At 50.1% G+C, this 17635-nt stretch carries 10 protein-coding genes and 2 pseudogenes; 2 read left to right on the top strand and 10 right to left on the bottom strand.

The genetic code is table 11. From position 1 onward, the window contains the following. Positions 1-229: 229 nt before the first annotated feature. The 9 genes and pseudogenes from ACA079_RS27130 to ACA079_RS27090 form a co-directional block, all read right to left on the bottom strand. Positions 230-2152, bottom strand: coding sequence for a DUF262 domain-containing protein (locus tag ACA079_RS27130; RefSeq protein ID WP_497701566.1), 1923 nt, complete (start codon positions 2150-2152; stop codon positions 230-232). Between the two features lie 11 nt (positions 2153-2163). Then, positions 2164-5847, bottom strand: a complete 3684-nt coding sequence (pglX, locus tag ACA079_RS27125; protein WP_497701565.1) for a BREX-1 system adenine-specific DNA-methyltransferase PglX — start codon at positions 5845-5847, stop codon at positions 2164-2166. A gap of 52 nt (positions 5848-5899) precedes the next feature. After that, on the bottom strand, positions 5900-6652 hold the full coding sequence (locus ACA079_RS27120; RefSeq protein WP_497701564.1) for a hypothetical protein: 753 nt from the start codon (positions 6650-6652) through the stop codon (positions 5900-5902). Continuing rightward, positions 6630-7817 (bottom strand): AAA family ATPase, encoded by a 1188-nt coding sequence (locus ACA079_RS27115; protein ID WP_497701563.1) that lies wholly within the window; start codon positions 7815-7817, stop codon positions 6630-6632. Before ACA079_RS27115 ends, ACA079_RS27120 begins: the two co-directional genes overlap by 23 nt. A gap of 134 nt (positions 7818-7951) precedes the next feature. Further along, the gene (gene brxC, locus ACA079_RS27110; RefSeq protein ID WP_497701562.1) at positions 7952-11623 is read right to left on the bottom strand and encodes a BREX system P-loop protein BrxC; all 3672 of its coding nucleotides are present in this window, start codon (positions 11621-11623) and stop codon (positions 7952-7954) included. An 18-nt stretch (positions 11624-11641) separates the two neighbouring features. After that, entirely contained in the window at positions 11642-12217 is a 576-nt protein-coding gene (locus ACA079_RS27105; RefSeq protein ID WP_497701561.1) for a DUF1788 domain-containing protein, read from the bottom strand. Between the two features lie 28 nt (positions 12218-12245). Then, positions 12246-12854: a DUF1819 family protein gene (locus tag ACA079_RS27100; RefSeq protein WP_497701560.1), complete on the bottom strand. Its 609-nt coding sequence runs from the start codon at positions 12852-12854 to the stop codon at positions 12246-12248. 214 nt (positions 12855-13068) lie between these two features. Further along, positions 13069-13281, bottom strand: a pseudogene (locus ACA079_RS27095) (helix-turn-helix domain-containing protein); the annotation flags it as partial. Between the two features lie 367 nt (positions 13282-13648). Then, positions 13649-13918 carry a helix-turn-helix domain-containing protein gene (locus ACA079_RS27090; RefSeq protein ID WP_497701559.1) on the bottom strand — a complete coding sequence of 90 codons (270 nt, stop codon included), beginning with the start codon at positions 13916-13918 and terminating at the stop codon, positions 13649-13651. 1015 nt (positions 13919-14933) lie between these two features. Between ACA079_RS27090 and ACA079_RS27085 the strand changes: the two genes are divergently transcribed. Then, a complete protein-coding gene (locus ACA079_RS27085) occupies positions 14934-15758 on the top strand; it encodes an inositol monophosphatase family protein (protein WP_497704386.1) in 825 nt (274 codons plus the stop codon). A gap of 235 nt (positions 15759-15993) precedes the next feature. Further along, positions 15994-16254, top strand: a pseudogene (locus tag ACA079_RS27080) (IS3 family transposase); the annotation flags it as partial. 108 nt (positions 16255-16362) lie between these two features. Here the strand turns inward: ACA079_RS27080 and ACA079_RS27075 are convergent. Beyond that, positions 16363-17634, bottom strand: a complete 1272-nt coding sequence (locus ACA079_RS27075; protein ID WP_497701558.1) for a hypothetical protein — start codon at positions 17632-17634, stop codon at positions 16363-16365. Position 17635 lies beyond the last annotated feature (1 nt).

The raw sequence follows: 17635 nt of genomic DNA, 5'->3' as shown, positions 1-17635 counted from the left end.
TGCCCACAATTAAGCGCTTAAAAGTCGTATGCATTCGGTGTCGAGGTAAGCATCTATGGCCTCGATATCCAGACAGCTCATGATACCTAAGCCGCAGCTCCTTGAATGCTAAGGTACCGAATTGAACCCGTTGCGGGTCAATCGAGATGTTTTTCCAGCAGATGGCGCCGAGCTTTCACGAATATAGACGTTGACGCTGCTCATTTTAATTCCTCTTTATGGTTCATTATCAAATTGGCTGATTATCAGCTTTGACAAAGTCTAAGCAAAGCAACTGCCTCTTAACATTCTCGTCACCAAGTGCTATCGACCAGCGCTCCTCGATAAATTTTAAAAGTCTCAATCCACGAGAAAGAACCTCTCCTGGATTCCACCATTCGAGTTGACCTACTTCATTTTCTGCGCATGAGCCATTGTAGTATCCAACACCGTTACCATTGTTTTTCTTAAGCGCAAAGGAGTCATTCTGCAATGAGGCGTTTTTGGCTCTAGAAAGGGGCAGCAGATTGCCTAGCGAGTGTGAAAGAAAACGCTTCTGTTCGTTAGTATACGGATTGAACTTCGCGGCCCAATAGTCGGTTTCAGTTTGCGGGTAGATGTGTTCGATGGTTACATGGTCTTTCTTGGAGCGCGTAAGCTCATGCCAGTCAAGTTTTCGAGTGGCTTGCTTGCCTCGTTGCAGAAGATGTGTCTCGTACTCATACAGTAAATAGTGAATCCCGTCCCAGTGGTAAAAACCTTGTCGGCTAAGTTCGTATCTTTCCTTGATATAGCGTTCGAAGTTGGTGGCCGAATAGTATTTTTCTGTCCAGCTGCTGATCATGCTTACGACAAAATCAACAGTTAACTCTTTGCGTAGCAAACGTCTCGCTAAACCGTAGAACTCGGAATCCCCGGTGTTAGCGCGCCTTTGACTTATCGTGAAAACCGTAAAGTTGTAGCGCTCGGCTGATGACAGCAGTCGGTTGATGTCACTTGGTAGTTGGTTTGTGCAAAAAGCTGCCAGGATCAGCGGGCGGAAAGCTCGGAAACTCAGCCGATTTAATGCATCAAGCAAATCTTTGGTTTTTGAGTTATCAAAGCCTGGAAGAGGAAAATGTGGGTTGTGAATATGGAACCAGGGCTTAATAGCCTCTTGCAAGCTTCTGACGTAGTTCACTATTTCTACGATGGTGACGCGCTTATCTTCAGTGGCGGGATGTGTTACACCGCGAGCTGTGAATTTTTCATCTAGAAGAAAACGTATGTAATCATCACCTTTGTTTCGTGTGTACTGGAAGTACATGATCCAGTGATGACGTAAGAAACTATTGTCCGATAATTGGCGGTCTGGATTTTTCCCAAGATATTCGTAGATTGTTTTCCAGGTTTCATTGATACTTTTACGAAGGACGGAGTGACCGGAATTATCATGGAATAGTGTCGATAGATAAATCAGACGGTTCTTGAGCAGCTCAAGATTTGATAGAGGTCTGCCGCGATTATTCATCGTTTCAAATGTTACAAATACGTCAATTTCGTCGTCGATTTCGTAAACATTGAATTTTAGTTTCTGAGTTAGCTTGCGAAATATACAAGCTACTTCCTCGGGATTCATTTCCTTGAGTTTTACGAGGAAGAACTTTTTTGCGTACGCAAGGTTTTGCGTGTACAGGGTGTCCTGATACTGGCTGTTAGATGAGCCTTGGCCGAAGATCCGAGTTCTTAGGTATTGCTCGCTAGGATCATCTTTTTCATACCCAAATAGGAAGGATCGTCGCAAGCCATCCGATGCAACCTGCTGGACATACTTTTGATGGATCTCATTTTTTGTCTGGTAGTTAAGCTCGGTATGGTCGCCGACATTTTCAGTAATCGCTTGAATCAGAAGAATCGACGTAGTTAAACGCTGCTGACCATCCACAACGTAATAGGGCTTGTAGCCCTTTCCTTCGATTAGCCATGCGTCATCCGGCCACGCCTTGAAAGCCTCCGCTTTGACGGGCTCGAACGTGATGACTCCCGTGTAGTGGATGCGATTTTCCGCCAACTGTAGCAGGTCTTCCCAAAAGTCATCTAGTTCGTGATGACTCCAGGCATAGCCTCTTTGGTAGTCAGGAATACGTATCAGCCGGTGCTCAAAGATTTCACTCAAGCTTTTGAGATTGCCCATTTTGGATATCCTTATTCCGTAGCGCTACCGGTGATCGCTTTAACCTCAGCCAGCAAGCCACCAAATTTTCCATAGTTAACCTTCACTCCCTCATCCAGATCCAAGCTTATTCGCTGGTCGGCGTAATGGCGAAGATTCTCGTCGAAGGTGGCGAGTTCTGCCTGTTGGTTGTGCAGGGTGGCGAGTTCTTTTTCCAGGCGTTTTTTCTCGGATGTGACGGCTTCGTTTTCAATGTCCGTAGTTAGCTTGTTAGCGTAGGTGTTGAGCTTGGCGGTGAGGGGGATGACGTACTCTGTACGCATACGCGCCAAAGTGCCTTCGTTGTAGCGGTGCAGGTAGACCAGGCACTCGAAAGCCTTGTGTTTACCCGAGCTGAATAGCCAATAGATGGGCCGCTTCTTGTAAGTCTTGAGGTGATCCTTGAAGAACTGGGTGCTCAGGTAACGGCGTATAGTGTCTACCGCCGACTCGCCGCGCTTGGGCTTGATGGCGTGCAGGCACAGGCTCTCGGCAACGAAGTCGAGGTTTTCCTGCAGATGCTTGTCGCCCCACACTGTGCGGACAAACTCCCGGAAGCGGTTGGTGGCATCGTCGCCGAACCATTCCTGATCGGTCTGCGGGAGGATGCCGTCGCTGTCGGCAGGGAATGTCTTGTAAGCGCTCTTAGCTACCAGTTCAGCAAAACCTTTGTTTCCAGTATGGGCGTAGACCAACCCTTCACGATCGAGGGAATAACGTCCCATAACGCAGCCTATCACATAGCTAATTAACTCTGAGATAGTTGATGAGCGATAGACTAAAGCTGGATCGTTGCCCGCGCCCCGAAATCTATATGCAGGGTTTATATCGATTGTAATTTCATCGATCGGAATACTGAAGTCGGTCGGTAACTCCATTCCGTAAGAACTTGCAATTTTTAAGTTAAGTATGAGTTCTTTGTCGTGCATCAAGCGAATCATTTCGGCTTGAGCTTTTATCGTTTCTTCATATGACTCTTTTAGACTAGTCGATCCATTCACCTGGAAGATTAGCGGAGACCGACTGTATTCCATGGATACTTCAAAGCTATCCCAGTCTTTTTTTCCAATCCTCACTAATTCGCCTGCAATCTCGGGAACTTCGCGACTTAATTCAGCTCTTGGGATTGGTATCCTGGACACCTGGCCCGCTTCAAAAGTAAGCGTTGGTGATAGTATTTCTGTAAAACTATGGACTTGCTTTGAGTTAAGGACTGCGATAGTGTCAAGCAAATCATTCTTTTCATCAAAAAAAATACATGAGCCGGCGTCAGAGAAAATACAACCTGCCGGGTAATATCTTAGACTGAGTTTTCCTGATGATATTCTAGACCATCCAATATTCTCCTTAAAGTACATTGGAATGCTTTTTATTGTTCTTGTCGGGCTTCCATAAAGGCTGGCCGCATAACTCAGCAATTCCCGTCCGTCATCTTCCCAGTTGATAACATACTCTAAATTCCCATACCACTTTCTAAATATGCCACCTTTTATAAGCGGGAACCATTTTTTGAGTTTGCTCTTTGCATCCTCCCTGTCAGTAGCGTCACTGCACGTTTTCAGATTATCGACTTCATACCAATATCTAAGAAATCTATCGTTATCACTAGTGGCAAGCCCTTGGCGTGTATCTCCAATATCGGAAACGCTGTCAAACTTCATAAAAGAATCCCTAATAGTATCGGAAATCCAATATGCGATCGGGGCGCCAGGAATTTTACTGAAAGAACTTTGCTCTAGTTCAAATGTCAAAGATCCTTTGCTTCTTCTAAAAAGCTCATCCTTTTTTTCGGACTGCTTGTCAGAATTTAAATTTATGTAACTTCCTTTGAAGCCATCAACTTGTCTATTTTCAATAGTAAAAGCTACGCACTGCACGACCTTTGAATTTAACTCTGGAAAGCTGTTATAACCAATCTGCATTAAGTTTTGTATGTTTTTTTTCGTCAGAATTACATCGCGCATCTTTTCATAACTGGAAAGAAACATCCAGCTCTGCATAGTGACCATTGAGTTCAGGCCGCTGGGCTTAAGCCAGCCAAATCCCCGTTCGATAAAAATAGAAAATAGATCAGACTTGCTGTTCGAATAGGCTTTGCCTGCAAACTCTTTCAAGTGGGAGTTCATCCCCTTTCCGCCCATATACGGCGGATTTGCCACCACGACATCGAAACGCTGCGCCAGGATCAATGCTTGCTGAATATAGGGGATTAACTGCAGCGCCGCCGTTTTTTGCATCACGTCGCCACTTTGAGTCAGGTGGTACAGTACTCCCAGTAGCTCACCCAGCGGCTCAGCGTCGCCATTCGGAACTTCGATTAACGAGCCGAAGGTCTTCGCTTGGGTAAATCTAACTAGAGTGTTTTTCAACAATTGATAACGGCTGTCTACCTCAGCGGTGCCGAGTTCCATCTGCTCACTGCTGAACAAGCTTTGCGACTGACCATGCTGCCAGTCGTTGCTCAGATTTAGCCCCTTCCACAGGGTGGCCAAATCAATATGAAGACTTTCCTGAAGAGCCAGAACGTTTAACTTGATCTGACGTCCGAAGATACGCCGATCGTCCTCGCGCGCCAACATCATCAGGGTAAAACCGGCGAGCTGGCCGGCGCGGTCGTCAATATCCAATCCGAACAGATTGTGCTCGAGAATCAGCTGTGGGATGTCACGGACACGGTGGCCACGTTCTTCGTAAATGGATTTTAATACTTTGTAGGCTTCTACCAAAATATGGCCGGAGCCGCACGCAGGGTCGAGTACCTTGATGGACAGTGGGTCGATGCTCTCCGGGGTGATCCTGGCCAGCTCAGCGCGCACCTCGAGAGCCTGCTCGGCGGGCTCGATGTAGTAGGGCATCTTTGCTTTGAGCTGTGAATTCGGATATGTCTGCAGCCATTTGCGGCCCACGGAGTTCTGCACTAGGTACTGGACGATCCAGTTTGGAGTGAACAGTTGGGTCGCGGCGGGTATGTCTTCACTTTTAACCACCTTACCGATGACCTGATCTTTCTTCTCGGAGATGTAGAACTGGTAGAGCCAGCCTATGATTTCCACGTTTTGCCAATCATCTTCGGGAATGGCGCTGACCAGCTCGCGAATTAGCGAGTCGGTCTTGGTGAGGTTGTCCGGCAGCAGCAACTCGGTGGCATCGTCGACCGCCTCGAAGAGGAACGGCATGGCTTTGTATAGGGCATGGCACTGGGCAAGCAGTAGCTCGCGGTACAGCTCTTCATCCTTTGTGCCATCGAGCTTCAGCTCAGCGATGCGCTGACGATCCATGTCTTCAAGCTCGATATCCATGCAGTCATCGAGGATCTGGAAGCTACCCGGTTGATCTGGATGGCTAAGCACACGGCGACCGTGTTCGAGGTATCCCTTGAGCTCCATGTAGCGGATTGCGCATAGGCGGTTGAACCAGCTGTAAGCCGATTGCTCCATGGCCTGGGCAAAGCCCATTTGTTCTACCTTTTGCACTAACGCAGCGCGAGGCCGAATAATGCTGGCTGGAAAAGGCCGATCGCCGATTAAGGCCAGATCGCCTTTCTGTTCCAGCGACTCGATGCCCATACTGGGAATGCTGGATTCGCGGATGCCGAACAGCGCCGCGCGCTTGGTCATAGCGGCGATAAAGGCGCGACGCGCCTTGGGGGCGTAGCGCTTGATGTTGCCAGTGTTCATGGACTTTCCCTATGTATTGGTCTGAGCGATGCGTAGTGGCTTGAGCCGATGGTCACACGCGATCTCTCTCTTGCCTAATTGCCTTATGCACGGCATCTCTTAAGGCATTCTTGAATTCGTTGAAGGAGTCCATGTCAATACGCTGGGCATCTATCTCGCCACTAATGACACGTTGATTTATTTGCTGAGTGTTGTTGTCCGCTGCAAGCGCGACCCCCAATTGGTCTTTCAGCGGATTCACGCCGCGATCATTACCTGACTCGGACTCAAGGAGATTGCAATGTTGATATGGGTTCGCTTTGACTGCGCAGAGTAACCAAGCTTCAGATTTGGGCTTAGGAATCATGGGTACACCAAACTCATAGGCTTCTGCTTGGAAGCCGGCAATCATCGACTGCCTTTTTTCGCGCCACTGACCGCGCCCGGCCGATGCAGTGCCATCGCCATCACGAAATAGTACAGCAATGACTGTATCGGTAAGTTCGGTTGCTTTGCCTGTCGCTGCTACGGCTAGAGCACGGGCATTGGCATAGTAGTAATGAGTTTCTTTCGGGCTTTTCTTGCCCGGAATCGACATGCTTTTGCGTGAGCGAACGGGTTTGTTGGCTGCCAGATAGCTTTCTGACAAGTAAGTGATGCATGCATTGCCGAGGTGTGAGAACTCATAACCTTGAAAGATCTCTACCAACTGGTCAACGAACCAGGCCATTGGGCCAGGCCGGAATTGCTGCGCCGTGCAATGGTCTGCTGCGGGGTTACACGTGCCAATATCACCAGGGCCTTCACCGCTCAATAGAAGATGCATCCATGCCCCCTTTGTTCACTTGTTGCACGGACTCAATTTCCTGATAGAGGTGGGTAAGGTCAGTATCAATAAATGCCTCGCCCGGCCCCATGAATTGCAGTTTTTCTTTCAGGGAAGGGATGTCAAAGAGCTTGATGCTACGGGTGAAGCCTTCACGGGTTTTGTACAGATAGACCACGCTTTCAGCCGCGACGCGGTCGTCCATGTAGTTGATGATCATCGGGCTATGGGTGGTAACCATGACCTGATGATTACTACGGACCAACCTATCGACCAGATACTCAACGAGCTCTGGGTTTATGCCATTTTCGATTTCATCAAACAGCAGAAAGTGATGCTCGGATGCCAGTTGAGAGAGGATCGCCATCAGACGCAACATGCCATCATTCATGTGGCGGGCCGAGGTTTTTAGTTCCTGATCGCCGAAGCGCTCGACAATATCCAGCTGCTTCCAGCCAGACCGCAGAGCGCGTGTTTCAATTTTTTCTAGCTGTTGATAAACCGTGCTCAACTGCTGGCGCAGGCGCTCCTTCTGTTCAGGGCGGGCCTCGTGGATATAAGCAGAGAGCCTTTCGCCTCCAAGTCCTAAATGGCCTTCAGCGTCTCGCGTTTTAGATCTGAGCAGCTCCGGTGAGAGCAAATCCAGCGAATGGATTTGGCTGACGGCTGATTTAAGTGCGAGTAATGCAGGGCTTAGCTGGGAGTCTTTTAGTGCTGAAAGAATAGACCCTTGATACTCGAAAACAATTTTGCTGCGCTCCAGACTTTTCTGTGAGGCAGAGTGAGTAACGATGCTGTAGCTACCTTCTTCCACTTTCAGCAAGGTCGCTTCATCGGCTGTTACGTGCTCTTGCGTACAATTTAGGGTGCTTCTATTGATGCTACCACTCCAGACCATAGTGCCAAAGTCGGCATCTTCAAGGGTGATCCTGAATTCAATATTGCTGCGCTTGGTCAGTTTTGAGTTGATATCGGCTTTGTCCCACTGACGCTGTTTCAACCAGCTGTCCAAGTCGCCGAGCATTAACCGTGCGATAAAGTCTATGGCCTGTAAAACAGTGGATTTACCGGCTCCGTTTAATCCGACTAAGCAGGTAAAGTTAGCCAGTTGCAGGTCAAACTTTACCAGTGATTTGAAATTATCTATCCAGATAGATTTGATCATGTTGTGCTAACCCGAATGTGGTGGTGCTGGCTCAGTGGCCGATTATCCGCTCAGAACTGGTGACATTATCAGCTTTTAGAGCAGGTCCTTTTGCTCCCTCGACTCCCCCTCACCGCTGATAGCTGACCATGGCTTCAGCGGATCCTAATGCGCATGTCTTGTTTGATCGCAACTTCCAACTCAACCCTGAGTGCCTCGATAAAACGATCAATGTCATTTTGGCTTTCCAGATACAGGCCGCTGCCGAGCTTGTTGAACACGCTCGTGGCGGCTACTTCGACTACCGGCTTGGGCGGCGTTACAGGTTTGGGTATGGGCACCAACGCAGGCGCTCGGTCTTCCTTAACGCCGCTGGCCAGATTGGCTGCTTGTGCGGCCTTGGCCTTCTCCTGCTGAAGCTTCTGCAGGCGCTCGGCCTCGGCCTGGATGGCACGTTCCAGATTGAATACACCGTCATGCAGGCGCTCGTCAGCGGTCTGGGTTTGCAGCATGTAGATGTTGGCAATGCTGGTTTCTGTCTCCAGATCCGCCTTGACCAGTTGCAGCGGGCGCAGGAGACGGTTGCTCAGCTCGGCGGTTTCGATACCACTCTTTGCAATCTCGGCCTGCAATTGGGCTATTTTCTCGTCGACACGAGCCAAAGCATGCTGGCGCTTTTCAGACAGTATTGCGGCGTTAATGGCTTCTACCGTTTCAACCAGAGTAGCGACCTGGTACAGCTGACCGTAGGGCGAGGTGTTTTGCTCGATAGCCCTCAGCTCGGTCATTGCTTTGCGGGCTTTCTCGTCTTTAGCCAGCGCTTGTTTGTTCTTGTCGAAACGACGCAAGGCCTGCTGTAGTTGCTGCCAGGTATGCAACTGATTGGTGAAGAACTCGTGTAGATCACGGTAGTCCTCTTCCAGATCCAGGAAGTCATCCTTGTTGTCAACCACGGCCTTGAAAAAGTCGACGCTGTCGGTGTTGCTTAGCAGGCGCTGCAGGCTAAGCAAGGCCTGTTCTATGGCCTCTTTGCCAGGGAAGCGCCCGGCGCTAACCGTTGCTTTGTATTTTTCCAGGTTGGTACGCCAGTTGCCGAAGTGCACGCAGTAGTACTCGAACAACTCCTTCTCGCCTGCTGGGCCAAGGGCGTTGAACAGCTCCTGGGTCAGATTACGTGCTTGCTTGAGTAGTCCTTCGTCGGTCTGGCGCTTTTTCTGCACCGAGACTTCACGGCGCTTACGGCTGTTGGTGAGGTACTCGAAGGCGTCCGGCAACGGCATGCTGGGGCCTGCGGCGTGGAACGAAACACGGTTGGATGCGGCCAGTCGACCGAGGACCAGCAGGATCTCTCCATCCGGCCAGCCATAGGGGCGCTTACTGAAGCGCTCGATGATGTCTGAGACCAGCAAGCGTTCGTTGCCGGACGCGCGCAGCGAAATGAACTGTTCAACTTCCTTGATCGCCTGCGGATTGCCTTCGTCACCGTCGAGAGTCAGGCCGAGTTGGCCAATGTCGTTGGTGTGCAGCATGGCGTGGAGTTCACGCTCGGGCTCCTGTTGTAATACTCGCAAGTAGCCCAGTTTGGTGAAGGTGTTTTCAAGGAGGTACTGGCACGCCTCGTCGAACTTGTTGACGATATTATTGCTGTTGACCTTCAGGTGCTGCCCCTGCGCATAAACCTCTGCACGCTCGGCCAGCTCTTCCAGCAGCAAGCGTAGGCGCTTTCTACGCTCCTGATTCTCGCGGCCTCGTTCGCCGAGGATCTTGCTCAGCTCAGGCTGGCTGCCGTCGTCGTTGAGGCGGATGAATTTGTTGGTCTTCAGCCACGTGCGCAGCTCGGTGAAGAAATCCTTGCTGTCAGGTAATTTGAACAGTGCCATGCCGGCAGGAGCTTCGTTGCTTTTATTGATGCAGCCGGCTTCGCCATAGAGGGCGTAGTCGAGATCCAGTGGCGAGATCACTTCGACACGGAGGTCGTGCTCGTAACGGCCCTCCAGGCTGTGGCCATCTAGGTAGCGACCGATGCTGTAGTCGGTCTTGCTGACGCTGTAGCGGAACTTGTTCTTGTCCTTGAGCAGGTCTTTGTAGATCAGGTCCGAGAGTGCCTTGTTCTCTTCTGAACTGGCGATCTCTGTGGCCTTGATTTTGCGGGTGATGTCGCGTTCCTCGTTGGTGAGGAAGACAAACTCGTCACCGTTGCGGGTGATCAGGCTTTCCTTTTCAAGGCGTAGGAGGGTTTCTTCGATGTTGCGACGTAGAGCCAGTTTGTCTTCGTCGACCTGTTCGATGGAGAGGGTGACGAGGTTGTCGAGGGTACCCTTGATCAGATCGACATATCGGATCATGAATAAGGTGCGCAGGATCTGTACGTCGAAGGCGTCGAGGACGCTGCTCTCGCCCGCCTGGTCGATAGTGCGCTTGACAGCTGTATCGAGGAAACCTTCGACGGCGCGGTAGAAGCTGTACATGGGAATCAGAGCGCCGAGCGGTTTGTCCGCAATGGCCATGGCCGCCATCTGGAAGGCATCGAGCATGGAACGCTCGCCGTAGGCCAGATGTGCCCCGGTGGCACCGACTTTGCGGATTTCCTCGAAGACCTTTTGCACCAGCTGGAAGTGGTACGGCGCAAAGGGATAGTTGCTGATGAAGCTTTCCGGGCCATCGAAGTTCTTCAGGGTCGGGCCGGAGCGGTCGAAGGTGATCTGGTTGCGCAGGATGTCGCCTTTCTGTTCCCAGAGGGCTCGCAGCTCGACTTCAGCTTCCGGTGTTTTACGCAGCAGGCGCTTTTGGATGACCTCGTCAGTGTTGGAGCTGGACAGAGAAAGGCGGGTTTTGAAGCGCCCGGCAATTTTCGAGAAATCGTTGGCCTTGGAGGCGGACAGTTCACCCAGTACGGCATCCATATCGGCCTGAGACGTGACGATTATCCAAGCGCGGCCTTTACAGATGGTGCCAAGGTTTTCGGTGATGGTCTGCAGAGTCAGCATCAATTTGGTGTCACTGCCGATGAACTGGCCGACTTCATCCACCAAGAACAGCACGCGATGTTTGGCTGGCTGGGTGTCGAGGTATTCGCGCACCCAGTTGCAGAAGTTTTCGACCGAGACGCTAAATGTCTGTTCAGAGTCTTCGAACCATTTGTGCGCTGCTTCTGCCGATAAGTCGAGAGCCGCTGCTACTGCCCGTTCAATGTCATCCTGATAGAACTGATAGCCATCACGCTCTTCAGCCCACTTCATCCCGGTAGAGTCTCTGAAGGCTTGCTTAAATCGCTCATAGACGCCGCGCTGGGCTAGGTGACGCTCCATGTGGGCGATGTGGGGGTGGTCGCCACTAAAGCCTTGATGCTCATTAAACACGCGTAGGAAGACATTGAGGATCGGGTTGCCAGCGTCGTTGGAGCTGGCTTTGCTGTCGATGTTGAACAGAATGACATCGGCACTGTTGGCAGCGGCCTTGTCGATATCGGCTCGGATGGTGGCATCACGCAGTTTGCTGGCATCAAAGAAGGAAATAGCTTTGCGAGCGTTGCCCTTGTCGTCGCGCGCTTCAGTGTTGGCCAGCAGGTAGGACAAGGTCTTGAGGAAGTGCGACTTCCCCGAGCCGAAGAAGCCGCTGATCCATACACCCACACGGTTGGCGATGGAGGGATCGCTCAAGTCGGTGCTGTAGGACTCGAAGAAGCTGCGGAAGTGTTTTTCCAGCTCGTTGGTGACAACGTACTCATCCAGCTCTTGGTACACGGTTGCGTCGTCGGACTGATCCGCTTTAACCACGCCGTTGATCGGGCGATCGAGTTCCTTGAAGAAAATATCTTTAATGCTCACGGCAATCGTCCTTATTGATCAGGGAACCAGCTTGAAGGCGCGGTAGTAGTTGTTGCTGGGAATGCGGTCGAATAAGGTGAGTGACTGCCCTGAGTAATGACCGGGGTAGAAAAGAACCAGCGGTTTGTGGCCGAGCAGCGCGTGTAGCTTGTTGAGAAGGCTGTGGGCGCGAAGAACTGGCCAAACTGAGCCCACACCACTGATTAGCACCACGTCTTGTTGATTGGCGTCGCTGTGCTCCATTAGGAAGGGTGCGAATTTGTCCATATGCAGCGGTCCGGACAGCGCCTTGATCAACGCGAGATCACCTTTGGTTTGCTGCATCTGAATGGCTTTCTCGGTGAAGCTGCGTTGGTCCAGATACTCGCGCATAGACTGCAGAAGATTGATATGAGCCACTTTGAGCTCGCTGTGCTTCTTGGCAAGGAAGCCCTGCAGAAAATTGAGGTATTCGCGCACCTGCAACTCATGCTCAGGGGCATAGTCGAAGATCCAGAAACCGAGCTCATTGCCCAAACCTTGGCTCTTCAAGAACTCCTCGGTAAGGATTTTTCCTGGGATCTGGTTTAACCGATCCTGCAGTTGCTGGTTCATGTAAAAATTCCTTAATCCACGCCTACTATCAAGCGGCGTTGGATACTTCCAAACAAGCTTTCAGGCGACAACGGTAACTGTCATCCAGCAATAGACGGACTTCAGACCGAATAATCAAGTTTTGCAGCTTCATGTCGCGAGTGCTTTTTAGCAGGCCGACCTCCGCCAGCATGCGATAGACGACCTGAGCCATCTTCTTACGACTGGATTCCGTCCAGGTACTGATTGCCGAATCGCGCAGGCTGCGTTCATCAAGAAACTCATTCCAGTGGTATGGTTCAAGCACGCCAGCGCGGGTCACGTAAGCATCTTTTAGGACAGTTTCCATGAATTCGACAAGCAGCAGGTTACGCTCCAAGGCTGAGCAAAAAACCACCTGGGTGGCGAGTTCATCATCTCCATCACGAATCGCCCGCCAGAAAGGGGCATCCAAACGTTCCAGGCGCTGGCGGATGGCCTGAGCCACGCGCTTGGCAGTAGCGGATGCTCGTTTCTGCAGGCGATTTTGTTGCTGTATGACCTCATGCCATTGCTCGGGGGTCGCGTTCTGCAGCAGTAAATCTGCCACGATGCGGGATTCACGCACCTGTAAAGAACCACCGATGAGGTCCGAGCCATAGCTGAAACTTCGCATCATCAGCTCTCATCAAAGCAAAAAGAGACGATTCTAGCTTGTTGAGATCCAATAGGTAGGTTTAGGCGATCAGGGTGTCGTTATCCTTCAGAAAATCACCTATGTTCATCAGCAGCGAATTTATCATCGACCTTGCAGTCGATTGCGGTGAAACCCAGTTCAACGCTCGCTTTGTCAGAACAGGCGTCTGTGAGTGACTTGCCGTTACAGTTGCCCAGAACGAATCGGCTTTCAGCGCCTGTTCCAGCGTGTCTTGGAATGGGCTGAGATTGTTGAAAGTCGCGCACCGCTGGTACGCCGGCTGAGTGGCTTCGGGCGCTCTGATCCATTTTCGGATGGTGTTTCTCGACAGCCCGGTACGCTTGGCTATCTGGTGCAGCGAGAGCTTGTCGCGGAAGTACATCCGCCGGGTTTTTCCCAACATTTCCATGTTGATCACCCTGTGTTCTCCTGCTCGGAAAGTGAGCAGAAGCAGTTGAACACCTGGGTCAGTTTTCAGTCGGCAGAACAGCCTCCACTGGGTCAGTTTTGGGTCAGCGGCAACAGTCTGAAGATTACTTTATAGCATGGCATCTCGAGCCTGGTGGCAAGGGGGCTGTTGTCGATGAGCAAGGGAAGATCGTTTTCAAACCGGGGACGCTGGATGCGCTCACGAAAATCCTTAAATATCTTTGATATCGGCAACACACGCTACGACCAGAGCTTCCCATTGGGGAAGCTTTGAGGTCGATCAGTGTAAGAGTTGACGCTGACTCACCTTCGTGGATATACACATGGCGGTTTCTATATTGGGCCCCCTACTTCAGGCTCTCGAGCTCGCTATTTACCTTGGCTAAAAGCTGCTTCGAGTCCTCCGGTCCCATATTGCTATATACCGCAGCAAGAAGGGTTAGAGGATGAATCCCTAGATTTTTTGCGATAGCAGCCATTTTGGGCAGCGTCGGAGTCTTCTGCCCATTTTCGAGTTCGCTGATATATCCCTGGTTCATGCCAATAGCAATCTGTGGCAGCCCTTTGGCGCGACGAATAGATTTGACGGTAACCCCGAAGGATTCTTTGAGATCCATTTGCTGACCCGCAAAAGGCACGATAAAGCCTTGCTGCGGGATAAAGAGCTATACGCTATAGCGATATTTGAATTTTTCTTCAATCAAATAGTTTTTTTTCGTGAGCATCGATGTTCAACGTACCTATAAGGGAGCAAACATCTGGGGGTACCTTTCGTCACGCGGAGTGTCGGAAGCTTCCAGAGAGTGCTGCTTGAGGTGGCGAGTGGAGAACAGAACTCGAGAATGCTTTTTCCTTCGAAGATCCAGATCGCCAAGCTTGTAGCTGGCAATCGATGTCCGATACAGAACTGCGCTCTGGTCGTTGTCCACTCCAGTGAAAGCCACAATGCTTTCAAGCTCCTCTAAAGCCCAGGCGCTGCGTCCGCTTATGGAAGGGGGACACATCATGTGAACGTGCCTGACCACAACGTCTTTGGCTGTTAAAAGGTAGTGCCGTAGCTCATACGCACACTCAACCATCGCAGCGCGATTCTGTTGACCGGTTCTAATCGATGTGATCGTAGCAATGAAACAAAGCCCTTCTATTTCGCAATGAGTCCACGTTCTTACCTCTTTTTGCTTGGGGTCGAAAAGGAATATCACTAAGCGCTCCGATGTCGTGCCCCGAAAGGGCCCATTGGCTAAAGGGGGAGATACTATATGCTATAGCAATATTTTTAGGGCCGCATTCCCTCTGGTTGTCGACAATCTGTGTTGTTGATGAGCTACCACCTTTCTGTTGGATGTTGTATTGAGAGCGGGAGCGGCGTGCTTGGAGCTCCTGTCAGAGGTCATGATGAAAGGAAGACGTAAGGTCATAAGCCATAGATGGTCATTGCAGGCTCAGTTTGAGCTCGAAGCCAGTCGAATCCTGGCGAAGAGGTCAAATAAAGATGCCCATAAATTCCTTGATGCGGCTTTAGTCTTTGGCAGAGATTTTGAGCCGGCTGGTCGGTTGGCTGGCGGCTCGCGTAACCCTAATGCCGAGGAACATCGTAATACTCTGACCAAACTCGATGTCGTAGAACATTCCGTGCGAAATCCAAACCTTTCAGCGCTTCTCACTCAGACCATTGAGATCGTAATCGGCGCAGGCCAGTTGCTGATTGCCGAGTGGGCGAGGATAGACGGACCGCGAGGAGAGGGTGACAAAGCCAGCGTAGATTTGGAAATCGAGGAGTTTCTGCGCCAGAAACTGCTAGAACTGTTTAATTGCGATTTCTGGGGCGAGGAAACAGGTCATAGTTTGACTGGACACTCGTGGTGTTGGGTCGTGGACCCGAACGATGGCACCAGTGACTTCCTAAATGGGCTTAAAGGCTCAGCTCTTTCCGTCGGCCTTCTGCACGAGCAGGTGCCAGTGTTGGGTGTAGTGTTCGCGCCGATCACTGTCGAAGGTTTGCCGGATTGCATAGCGTGGGCTGAAGGACTAGAAAAGGTGATACGCAATGGACAACCGGTGCCTTCAAAACTATCCGCCAAAACCTTGTCGAGCAATGAGTTGGTGATGGTCAGCGCCGCCGCGATCAATAAACCAGACATTAATGCCGATCTGTGTAAACCAGCTGGCTTCGTCGCAATGCCTTCCATTGCCTACAGGCTTGCTAAAGTCGCCGCAGGGGATGGCGTCTGTGGGGTATCTCTCTATCCGGTTTCTGCACATGACGTCGTAGCGGGCCATGCATTGCTGAGGGGGGCGGGGGGCGTTTTACTTGATGAGCGGGGGCAAACCATCACCTATGTTACTGAAGCTAATATGCAAATCGTATCACGACGCTGTTTCGGTGGTTCTGCGTTAGCTTGCCGGACCTTGGTGGCCCGAAAGTGGAATCGCATTTTCACGGACGCGTCCAGCTAACCCCTTCTATGCCTTGTGGCTCGAAACTGTCGCTCTGCAATTCGCTTCGCAGTAGACAGCTTCTTACTGCATCTCGAAATGCTGTTAAGTCAGTGCCGGATGGTGGTACTGATCTCCGAGCCAGAGATTATGGGTAATTGCAGTGACTTGACCACTTGTTACATTCGTGTTGCTGCTGACTCAAAACTGACCGGTGGGGGGGCGGTAGAAATCTTGGACTACCTGGAGGTAGTTCATGTATTCATACGAAGACCGCATCCGAGCGGTCAAGCTCTACATCAAACTGGGGAAGCACACCGGGGCAACTATTCGTCAGTTGGGCTACCCGACGAAGAACTCTCTGAAGAGCTGGCATGAAGAGTACGAGCGATGCCTCGACCTGCCGCGTAGCTAAGTGCTCTCGAAGCCGAAGTACTCACTGGCCCAAAGGGGAAAGGCTGTTGGGTACTTTCTTGACCACGGGCGCTGCATCGCCTCCACCATCAAGGCTTTGGGCTAGGCGCCAGTTCAGTTGGTTGACTTTCAGTTCCCAATCTATGTCCTACAACAACGTCGCCGTCAGCCATACAATGCGGCTACAAAGCAATTTTGCTCGACACTTTTATTATTCTTCGAATGAAGTTCTATCGAGATTTTCAGAGATCTTCTGTCGAAGCCGCTTCAGTTCGCTTTGCAAACGCTCATTTTCCGAAATAAGCTTCTGGACTTGCACGTTGCGTTCAATCTCTTCTTTGTGGATGATTCCCAGTTGGACTCTGGAAACGTAAGGCCGTAACGATTCTGGATCTGTTTGTCCCATAGACAACGAAACAGAACTTGCGACTGATAAATCAGAAGTATCGAGTCCATTTCGTTTTCGTCCAATAATTTCTTTTTTTATTTGATCGTTTGCATATTTTCTACGTGTGGCATGAATTGCGACCCGAGCCGCTTTGACACCAATAGCTCTGAAAGCTTCACCAAATATCTCAGATATTGTCTGGGAGTTTAATGGTTTTCCAGTCCGTTGAGACAAAAATAAGTGTCCTCCAGTCGCTAATTCCGAGAAGCCATGCGCATTTAGAAAGTCTTTACGAAAGCCGCGAATAAACGCATTGATTCTTAATGCAAGTGGCAAGGGGCATTCAAATATTATTGAATAGTCGAATTTTTGTATATGCGGACATACGGGGAGGAAATCATCTTCTATGGACTCGATAATTTCGTCTGAAAATTGCACGCACTTTAACGAATTGATAGAACTGCGCCTTAGACTGAGTTGTTGACCAATTTCCATAATCAGTATGTTGCGCTGAGCCACATATTTTTCATATTTGCTCAAAAAATATTCCGTAAGAAGAGTTATGTCCTTATCTGTAGCTTGATACTGTGTTGCATGTTTGCTAGAGGAGCCGGTTAATGAATATAACAAAGGGTAATCATTGTATTCATCTTTGTTGTTTTTATGGCGGCGATACAGTGTTAATGTTGAATGTATTTGGCAGTTTATTTTTCCTATAATTCCTGTAAGTTTGTAGTGGTGCTGCAGCCAAGCGTAAAAATGATATATTCTTACTAGTCTCTGATTTACAACTTTTTTAAGGCTCCTGATAGAGGATGCGCTTTTTAATTGTAGTCTTTCTAGATCTATTTTTTTGAAGCCGCGCAGACATTCGTTCGTCGCTTCTGAAATCGAAGTGCCAGGCTTGACGCAGCAATTATAAAATAACGCGAGGTGATGAATTTCATTTTTTACATATGTACCGCTCAAGCTTTTTTCTCGTTGCAAGTAAATCGCGTAGCACAAAAACTCGCTAACGATAACGCCTTGAGTTTCATCATAAGGTATTGGGTAGATGCCACTAGAATCGTCAAACCATCTTAGTTTTAGAGTCATT

The sequence above is a fragment of the Pseudomonas sp. LBUM1645 genome, assembly GCF_059716185.1.
Note: the sequence above shows the minus strand (reverse complement) of the source record. Positions and strands in the feature narration are given on the sequence as shown.

What these genes read in the sequence shown, in the direction of transcription:
- ACA079_RS27130 (WP_497701566.1), bottom strand. Translation starts at nt 2,152, where the DNA reads ATGGGCAATCTCAAAAGCTTGAGTGAAATCTTTGAGCACCGGCTGATA.
- pglX (WP_497701565.1), bottom strand. Translation starts at nt 5,847, where the DNA reads ATGAACACTGGCAACATCAAGCGCTACGCCCCCAAGGCGCGTCGCGCC.
- ACA079_RS27120 (WP_497701564.1), bottom strand. Translation starts at nt 6,652, where the DNA reads ATGCATCTTCTATTGAGCGGTGAAGGCCCTGGTGATATTGGCACGTGT.
- ACA079_RS27115 (WP_497701563.1), bottom strand. Translation starts at nt 7,817, where the DNA reads ATGATCAAATCTATCTGGATAGATAATTTCAAATCACTGGTAAAGTTT.
- ACA079_RS27105 (WP_497701561.1), bottom strand. Translation starts at nt 12,217, where the DNA reads ATGAACCAGCAACTGCAGGATCGGTTAAACCAGATCCCAGGAAAAATC.
- ACA079_RS27100 (WP_497701560.1), bottom strand. Translation starts at nt 12,854, where the DNA reads ATGATGCGAAGTTTCAGCTATGGCTCGGACCTCATCGGTGGTTCTTTA.
- ACA079_RS27090 (WP_497701559.1), bottom strand. Translation starts at nt 13,918, where the DNA reads ATGGATCTCAAAGAATCCTTCGGGGTTACCGTCAAATCTATTCGTCGC.
- ACA079_RS27075 (WP_497701558.1), bottom strand. Translation starts at nt 17,634, where the DNA reads ATGACTCTAAAACTAAGATGGTTTGACGATTCTAGTGGCATCTACCCA.